General features: G+C 54.2%; 8 protein-coding genes. 3 read left to right on the forward strand and 5 right to left on the reverse strand.

What is annotated here, in order from left to right; genetic code table 11:
- Positions 1-98 precede the first annotated feature (98 nt).
- From HNQ36_RS16900 to HNQ36_RS16920, 5 genes are all read right to left on the reverse strand, one after another.
- Complete coding sequence (locus tag HNQ36_RS16900; RefSeq protein ID WP_184087029.1) at positions 99-680, reverse strand: tyrosine-type recombinase/integrase; 582 nt, start codon at positions 678-680, stop codon at positions 99-101.
- Positions 681-957: 277 nt separating this feature from the next.
- Positions 958-2,895, reverse strand: coding sequence for a competence protein CoiA family protein (locus tag HNQ36_RS16905; protein WP_184087031.1), 1,938 nt, complete (start codon positions 2,893-2,895; stop codon positions 958-960).
- A gap of 197 nt (positions 2,896-3,092) precedes the next feature.
- Positions 3,093-3,362: a hypothetical protein gene (locus HNQ36_RS16910; RefSeq protein WP_184087033.1), complete on the reverse strand. Its 270-nt coding sequence runs from the start codon at positions 3,360-3,362 to the stop codon at positions 3,093-3,095.
- A 359-nt stretch (positions 3,363-3,721) separates the two neighbouring features.
- A complete protein-coding gene (locus HNQ36_RS16915; protein WP_184087035.1) occupies positions 3,722-4,327 on the reverse strand; it encodes a hypothetical protein in 606 nt (201 codons plus the stop codon).
- Positions 4,328-4,547: 220 nt separating this feature from the next.
- The gene (locus HNQ36_RS16920; protein WP_184087037.1) at positions 4,548-4,937 is read right to left on the reverse strand and encodes a hypothetical protein; all 390 of its coding nucleotides are present in this window, start codon (positions 4,935-4,937) and stop codon (positions 4,548-4,550) included.
- Positions 4,938-5,141: 204 nt separating this feature from the next.
- Here HNQ36_RS16920 and HNQ36_RS16925 point away from each other — a divergent pair, with 204 nt between their 5' ends.
- The 3 genes from HNQ36_RS16925 to HNQ36_RS16935 all read left to right on the forward strand — a co-directional run bounded on the left by HNQ36_RS16925 (position 5,142) and on the right by HNQ36_RS16935 (position 7,105).
- On the forward strand, positions 5,142-5,747 hold the full coding sequence (locus HNQ36_RS16925) for a hypothetical protein (RefSeq protein WP_184087039.1): 606 nt from the start codon (positions 5,142-5,144) through the stop codon (positions 5,745-5,747).
- Positions 5,748-5,758: 11 nt separating this feature from the next.
- On the forward strand, positions 5,759-6,304 hold the full coding sequence (locus HNQ36_RS16930) for a hypothetical protein (protein WP_184087041.1): 546 nt from the start codon (positions 5,759-5,761) through the stop codon (positions 6,302-6,304).
- A gap of 273 nt (positions 6,305-6,577) precedes the next feature.
- A complete protein-coding gene (locus tag HNQ36_RS16935) occupies positions 6,578-7,105 on the forward strand; it encodes a hypothetical protein (protein ID WP_184087043.1) in 528 nt (175 codons plus the stop codon).
- Positions 7,106-7,296: the final 191 nt, after the last annotated feature.

Here is a 7,296-nt window from a genome sequence, read left to right on the forward strand (position 1 = left end):
AGTACGGGATGCTTCTGATTGCGCATCGATACTGAGATGTCGGACCTACTTATCAAGTCCGCTGCCTGATGCTTCAGTTTGAAAGCTTCTGTTTTAGGTCAGACGAGCTCCACGACCCGCCTCTGGGCCTCAGCCTCTCCGTCGATGTACCGCTGCGTGATCCGGAGGTCGGAGTGGCCGGCGAGCAGTTGAACGTCCCGGAGCGATCCCCCGACCGACGATATCTTCCGGGCCGCGTTGGTGATGAATGTCCGGCGTCCGGAGTGGCTCGAACAGCCCACGAACCGGAGGTCGGAGTACCACCGGAAGAACATGTTCACGATGGCCTGGGCCGTCGTCCGGGAAGACCGCTCGGTGCTGACGACGTGCTCCGAGACAAGATTCTGCTCGGCCCGCCACACCGATAGCGCTTCTCGGAGCTCCCGGTTCATCGGGATGACCCGACCCGAGCGCCCCTTGCTTGCGCGGTCCTCGAGTCGGATGTCTGTCCCGATGCCTCCGGACGCGTCCGAGAGCATGCTCCAGGTCAGGTTCGCGATCTCGTGCGCCCGAAGGCCGGCTCGGGCGGAGAGCAGGCATATGACGGCGTTTCGAGAGGCATGTCGGCGGCCCCTCACGGACTGCAGGAGTAGGTCTACCTGTCGCGGGGACAGCGTCTTCGCTTGCTTGCCGAGTGACACGAGAGAGCGCTCCGATATGAATCGGATCATCCTACCCACCCCAATGGGTATGCAAACACTGACGCTGGTGCAGTTGAAGTCATACGGAACATAGGGGTGATTAATCCGCGACGGATTGCTCGCCCTAAATGCAATTCTTCTCAAAACTCTTCGGCCGAGGCACGTTTAGGAAGCTGAGCCCGAACTATTGCCTCTGTCCAACGGGAAGCAAACCAACCTCGCGCTAGCCAAGGCCCGAAAGGCACTACAACGTAACCGGCTAGATCGATCACCGGCCTCACTTTTTTCGGGCAACGACCTTAAGCAGATCAAGGCACTCGGCGAGCGTCACTTTGTCAACGCAATAATCGATGGGCTTCTTGCCACCAAGCTCCTTATAGGCCGACCGAATAAAAAGCTGGCACCGTTGGTGGCCAAGCGATCGGGTGGCGTCATCCACCAGTTGCCAGACGAATCTGTCAATCACTTTCTGCTTCTTCGCTTTTTCGTTGCGGTCATGAACGGTAGTCCGCAACATAGCGAAGGCACGATCCAATCCCAATTCACTAGATGCCGCGAGGCTCAGAAGATCGATGCTTTCAGATTGCTCGGACTGAGACTTAAGCCAATCCGCTGAATCGTTTCCTAAGCTATCGTTCACCTCTCTCTTGAACCGCGAGATACGCGACACGCGGGCTTCATTTTCGGAGACTTCCTTTTCAAGGTGCGCCTTCTCATCTGCTTCCGCCTTTCGCGCCGCCCGTTCATCCGCCACTTGTTTTCGTGAGTTTCGCTGCCGTTCACGTTCTTGAGCGATTGGAAGCTCTAACGTCGACTCAATGATTGGGCCGTTTTCAAATATCATACGCTCGATGTTGCGTAACGTCAGGCTCATTTCATCATATGGGCCGCTGTCGGCATCGATTGCAGCCTTGAACGAGGAACCGTAAAGGGATTGATGTTGTTGAAGCCAAGTTTTTGCAGTGACCTTTCCTCGCTCATTCACAGGAACAAACGCAAGAATCTTCCTTGCTGTTTCGAGCGCGCCCTCAGTCCGCCGCTGTATCCGAACAAGCCTTTCTCGATGGCCTTCGATCGAAACGCGAATGTCGCTGACGGTTTGATATGCGCCGCTAATTTTGTAGACAAAGCCTTCTCGAGCGAGATGGAACAGATACATCTCGATTGCGCGATACGGCGTTAAGAAATCGAGCGGACCTGCTTGTAAGGCAGCCTCAAACTCTTTGTTCACAAACTTAAATAGCGGCCGGATCGCCCCGGCGTCCTTAAGTCGGCTGAATACTGTTTTCACTCGATACGCATCGTGTCCTAGTTGGCTTCCGACGACGAACTCTCGAATAATGAAATTCTGCCACCTATCGAGTGGCCAAGTGAAGCAACCTGCGCCACTGATATGGATTCCGATATGTTGTACAAGTCGCGTAGCGCGCAACTCGTCCGCATCGCTAATTTCCAATTTCTCTTGTTTCGAGAGATCACTAAGGCCCAACCTATAATCGCGACTCAACAGATTTAGCGCATCGTCGAATTGCTTCGTTGCGTCGGCTTCTTTCTTCTCGTGAGCAGCGCGAAGCTTTGCGTGCGCTGAATCAATGTCTGCGTGAAAGAGCCAAGATCGCGGCGCGTCATAAATTACTGCTTGCGTAATGACATCCCGATCGGCGTTCCTTGGAAGCCCGGATAAGTCTATTTCAAGTGCAGGAACTCCCCTTGCACGAATCTTTTCAATCTTCATTTCATCACAAGGATGCGTGACGGCTATTTCGATGAGAAGATTTCGTCCGGCTTTCTCGACATAGATATCGGGTACGATTCTCTCTAGTTCGCGATGTTCGGCTACCACCATGTCAAACTCAACGAGGCGAGCCTTCGATAGAATAACCTCCCGGCCTGCGAATGATGCACGTCGTTCGATTAGGTAGAGCTTTTTATGTTCTTCGATGGCTTCTTTTGCGAGGATGTGAATTGCCGTCTCAGGCCCCCCACCATTGCACTTGGAATTCGAAGAATGAGAGTAATGTGGCGTTTGGTGATTGGTTTTAGCGATCAAATATTCGTTGCAGTGCGGGTTAGGGCATCTGCATTTACACTTGGCCCCGTTCGCGACAGTTGAAATTTTAGCCATCTTCCCATTGGAATCGATTGCCCACACCAACTTCGCTTTATCCGAGCCGAAATTGGAAACATCGTGTGCACTGGGAAGCGAATCGAACATATGTCAAGTATGGCAGCGAGACGTTAGTTGAAAATCAAAATGTGTTTGTAACGCCACTTTTGCCATAAGAAAAATTTGTGAAAGAGTTGCGCGCTGATCATTGCGAATGAATTCCTTGAGCATGAACTAAGCACAAAGGTGTCGCACGGATAAAGGGACAGTATCGCTCGGGTTCAACTGGGATCGCTAAGGGGAGATCAGCGCATTGGTTTCCATTTACGGTCACGGATCGCCAGCATCACTTCCGCTACCGGGGACATCGTTCTGTCTGCCTTTGAGGACGCCAGCGTTTCGACTACATCCCAATCAATTTTCACGGAGCCGTCTGGGTCGATTTCGTAGAGGGCAGTCGTTTCCGGTGATGATTTTTGAATCTTGAGCGTCTTGACGGACTTCGGCGCGGCATCTTGTGCGAGCGCGACGGTGTGGTTCAACACTATCAACAGGCCAACAAACGCCCGACGCATGCAAATTGCCTCCGCGTGCAGATCACCCTAGTGGCCTAAGTCTCAAGATCGCTGAAGGACTCTTTCGGCTACCTCAGCCGCAAAAACCCATGGTATTGCCAGCATCACCTCGGCAATGGGCGACATCGTCTTGCCCGACTTAGATGATGCCAGTGTCTCGACAGTCCCGAATAAGTCTAGCGGTGAATTTGCTCGCTAGGTATTCGCCCTTAGCGTCTCCGACTTTCATTCCTTCTCAAATCTAGGACGTAGAACGGTACCCTTAAATCACCCTAACTCGGCAACTAACATAAAGGCGACATCTTAGAAAAAACGGGGCAGCGGCTGGTGTGCCCCCCGTGCTCTTCAGTGTCGATGGCTTAGAAGCGCCAGTTTCCCGGCTTGAAGGCGCGAGCAACGTCGCCGACGCCGCGCTGGATTGCACCATTCCGGCCACCGATCACCGGCTCAAGTGCCGTACGTACGAACGACTTGTCGCCGCCCAAAATGCCACGTTCGGCGATCGCCTGGACGCCGATGCCGGTCACCGCATGGAACACCTGCGTGACGATGTTTTTTTCGTTTTTCGACGCTTCGAAATTACCCACCACCCAGCCAATAGGAGCAAGCGTCAATCGCAAGGTCTGACTGCCGACGTCCTTCTTGCAGCTACCATCGAGCTGATCCTTGCCTTCGTTCAGCTTCTGATCGGCTTCGGTGCGCTGCTTGTTCAGTTCGCCTTTTGCCAAGCTGCGGAAGTCGGCGTTGATTCGGCTTTCGAGGTCCTCAGGCTTCGCGGCCTGCATCTCCATCTCAAACCAGACCTCGAACGCTTTTTCAAAGTCGACCACCCCCATCGCGCGAAGCGAGGGAACTAGCTTCTCATCGAACAGCGGGCGAGCCTGTTTGCGTACCTCCGCCATCCAGGCGGTCCTGAATTCAGGCGTCGCCTTCATCGTCTCGATGGAGTTCTCGGCGAGCTTCACATTCGCAAAGTAGGTCTGACGCTGCTCCGCGAAATCGCTACGTGCCTTGATGCACGGATCGAGGAAATCGAGCGCACCCGAGGTGGCGGACGCCGGGGACTGAAGAGCGCCAGCAAGCGCCGTCGTAACGGCGAGGGTTTTCAAGAGGATATTCATGTGAGTCATCCTTTCGGAGAGTTTGAAGTGGCGGTCGCGGATAGTCCGCGACCGCCAGACACGATCAGCCGAACGGCTTGCGCATCACTGAATTCGGGCCACCGAAGATGCCGTACTTCTCGATGTCCCGGACGCTGATGCCGAGGGTGGCACGAAGCCCTTTCGCGATCTCGCCGCTTTCCCGCATCGAACCCTTGACGTTGCCGTCAACGATTTTCACGGGTACGGAGATGATCTTCATGAGCTCCCCGTTGGGACCAAAGGGGCGCTCAGCGAAAGCCTCGTTCGCCACCAGGGCGACCGCAGCCGCCGCCCCCAACGTCACGGGGGTGAGCGCAGCAGTGACGGCTACACCGATGACCGGCTCCGCCTTCGCAGGCGCTGTCGGCACGGTGACCACCACCGCCAGAGCCGCCGCGCCAGCGGCAGCCAGCAAGTGTCGCGTATTAATCATCGGTCAGTCCTCCGACTCTCACGCGCTTGATCGCCGTGGAAGTCGAGGGGATCGTGACAGAACCCGAAAGGAGAGTTAGGCCAATCGGATTGGCGCGCGTTTTGTTTTGCGGAGGATAGACTTTACCGATGCGACTGCTTTAATAATTGGGCTGGCCCCCAAAATTTGGGAGGTAGCTATTTCTAGGGTTATGGGGGGCCCTTGGTGAGCCAAGGCTTTGAAAATCCGGAGCTTTTGTGCCTCATTGCGTTGAGAGATGCTAGGGAATGGTTTCAGAACGAGATCCTTGCTGGCGCGCGGGCGCACGACACAGCCAAGGTCAAGCCCGAGCTTGATGCTGAAGATTTAGATTTATTGCGGGGCAATGAAGCCTTTCAGATCGCCGAGTTTTACTACCTGCTTCAGCAGTATCGCCTCGCCGCCCCAGAAAGAATCAGGCCGTTCCTTCTTCGTCATAACGCGGACATGCAAGCGCTCGTGAAAAATAAGGAGAAGCGTGACGCGCTGGGGCTATCTGTCTCTCGATTGGAAGATGGCATCTTTTCGGACACACAAATCGAGAAGGTCGTCCAACAAATTTCAGACGGAAGACTTCGCCTAGACCAGGCCGATCTAGGACGTCTTTTGTGTTCGCTGATGTCCGTTGAAAACACTCGAAAGTCAGTCGTCGCCCTCGCAAAGGGAGGATGGCTGAACAGGATCAAAATAGGCCACGTCCTGATTGTTTCCGTGGGGCGAATCGAAGCTTGTTTCGAGCAGCACCTTCGTAGAATCGTCGAAGGCCTACGACCCGCAATTAAAGATAATTAGAGGGGCGACCAATGTTGTACTCGCGCACGCTGTTGATGGCTTTTTGTCTTGCGGCAGCGCTAAGCGACAATGCATTTGCGCGTACTCCTACTGCTCCGGTCCAGTATCTTAAAAGACAGGCGCGCATAATTCTCGCGGAGGGAGACCGCATCAAGGGCGAAGCAATGCGGATGCGATCAGAAAGCGCCCGGCTCAAGTTAGAAGCAAATGGTTTGCGGGCTGCGGCCTCTCAGCTCGATCAGGCCTGGGAACGCGCGCATTCGATTGCAGCCAATAAGTATCCAGCTTATCCCGAGCGTGATCGAAGTCAGAAAATCATGCGCTCCGATGCTGACCGCGAAGACGTGGATGCAATTGGGCTTTTGCACGAAGGCAAACGGCTTGACGACGAAGCAATGCGCTTGTGGAATCTCGCAGCCGCTGTCGACCCGCAAGCGTCGAACGAGCTGTTGAAGCGTATGCAGGCTTGTTGCCAGAAGAGTGGCATAGAGTTCCTAAAAGGCGAGATTATCAGGCTCGCACGTCAATTTGGTGCGCATTACTCGCCGGTCCCTTGAGCGAACTTCACACGGCGCTTCTGTCAAAGGGAGCCTATGAGATGGCTCGACGGGAGGAAGAAACTTCTTTGCCTTCACGCGGATGAATTGGCAGCACTTAATGGAAGCCTGTTCAACAATGACAACAGGCTCAAAGAGGCCACTGCACCCAAGATAGCTTGACCAGAGATACCCGGCCGCCGCCGTGCGCTCCAGAAGAGCTAGATTCGAAACAGCCTCGCAGGCAAGATTAAAAAAGTACGCACCGACAGGATTGCGACAGCGAGTGTGATCATGACAAGTCTGTTCCACTACACGAGCAAGACCGACCACGTCGGCAATTCGCTAGAGGACTTCTATCAGGCCATTGAGGATTTTGAGGAAAGCTTCAAGAAGCAAGAGATAACGCTTGGCGAATTGTTGGGAAAAATCGCCGGGTTGCTTTCCGATAAGACAACGGGAGATCTTCGGGACCGTTGGGTGCTTGAGAAGGCAACGCGAACGCATGACAAGCTTCTGGCCCTCGCGGTAGAGCACGAGCTTGGTCCTCTTGCGGAAACGTGGTTTGTCGTAGAGCTGTTGTCTTATAGATTGGGAAGAACTCTCGGAATTTCGGAAGCCTTCTACAAGTTTGTAGAGGAGAATGCCTATCTGGCACCACGGGATGCTATCAATAACTTCGACGCGATCATAAAGAGCTTCCATGTCGTACCCGCGCGAATGGTACGAATCTTATGCGCCAATTACATTTTTTGGAGTGGCACTCACATCCAGTTTCAGGACTTTGAGCGAATATTGGCTTCCACGAAGGACAACGGCTGAACGATCGCGAGAGATGGCTGCGCTGTCTGCGCTGTTCATCCAATGCGGACTACCGAATCATCAGCCCCCTCGCACCTGCGCATGACCGCGGGTCCAACTGACCTGCACCCCTGATTGCCCTCGTTTATAAGTAGACTCTGTTCTGGTTTTCGTCCCTGTTTGAACGGTTGGCAAACTCGCTTGGTGTGAGC

It is taken from the genome of Afipia massiliensis, assembly GCF_014203115.1.
Lineage (GTDB): Bacteria > Pseudomonadota > Alphaproteobacteria > Rhizobiales > Xanthobacteraceae > Afipia > Afipia massiliensis.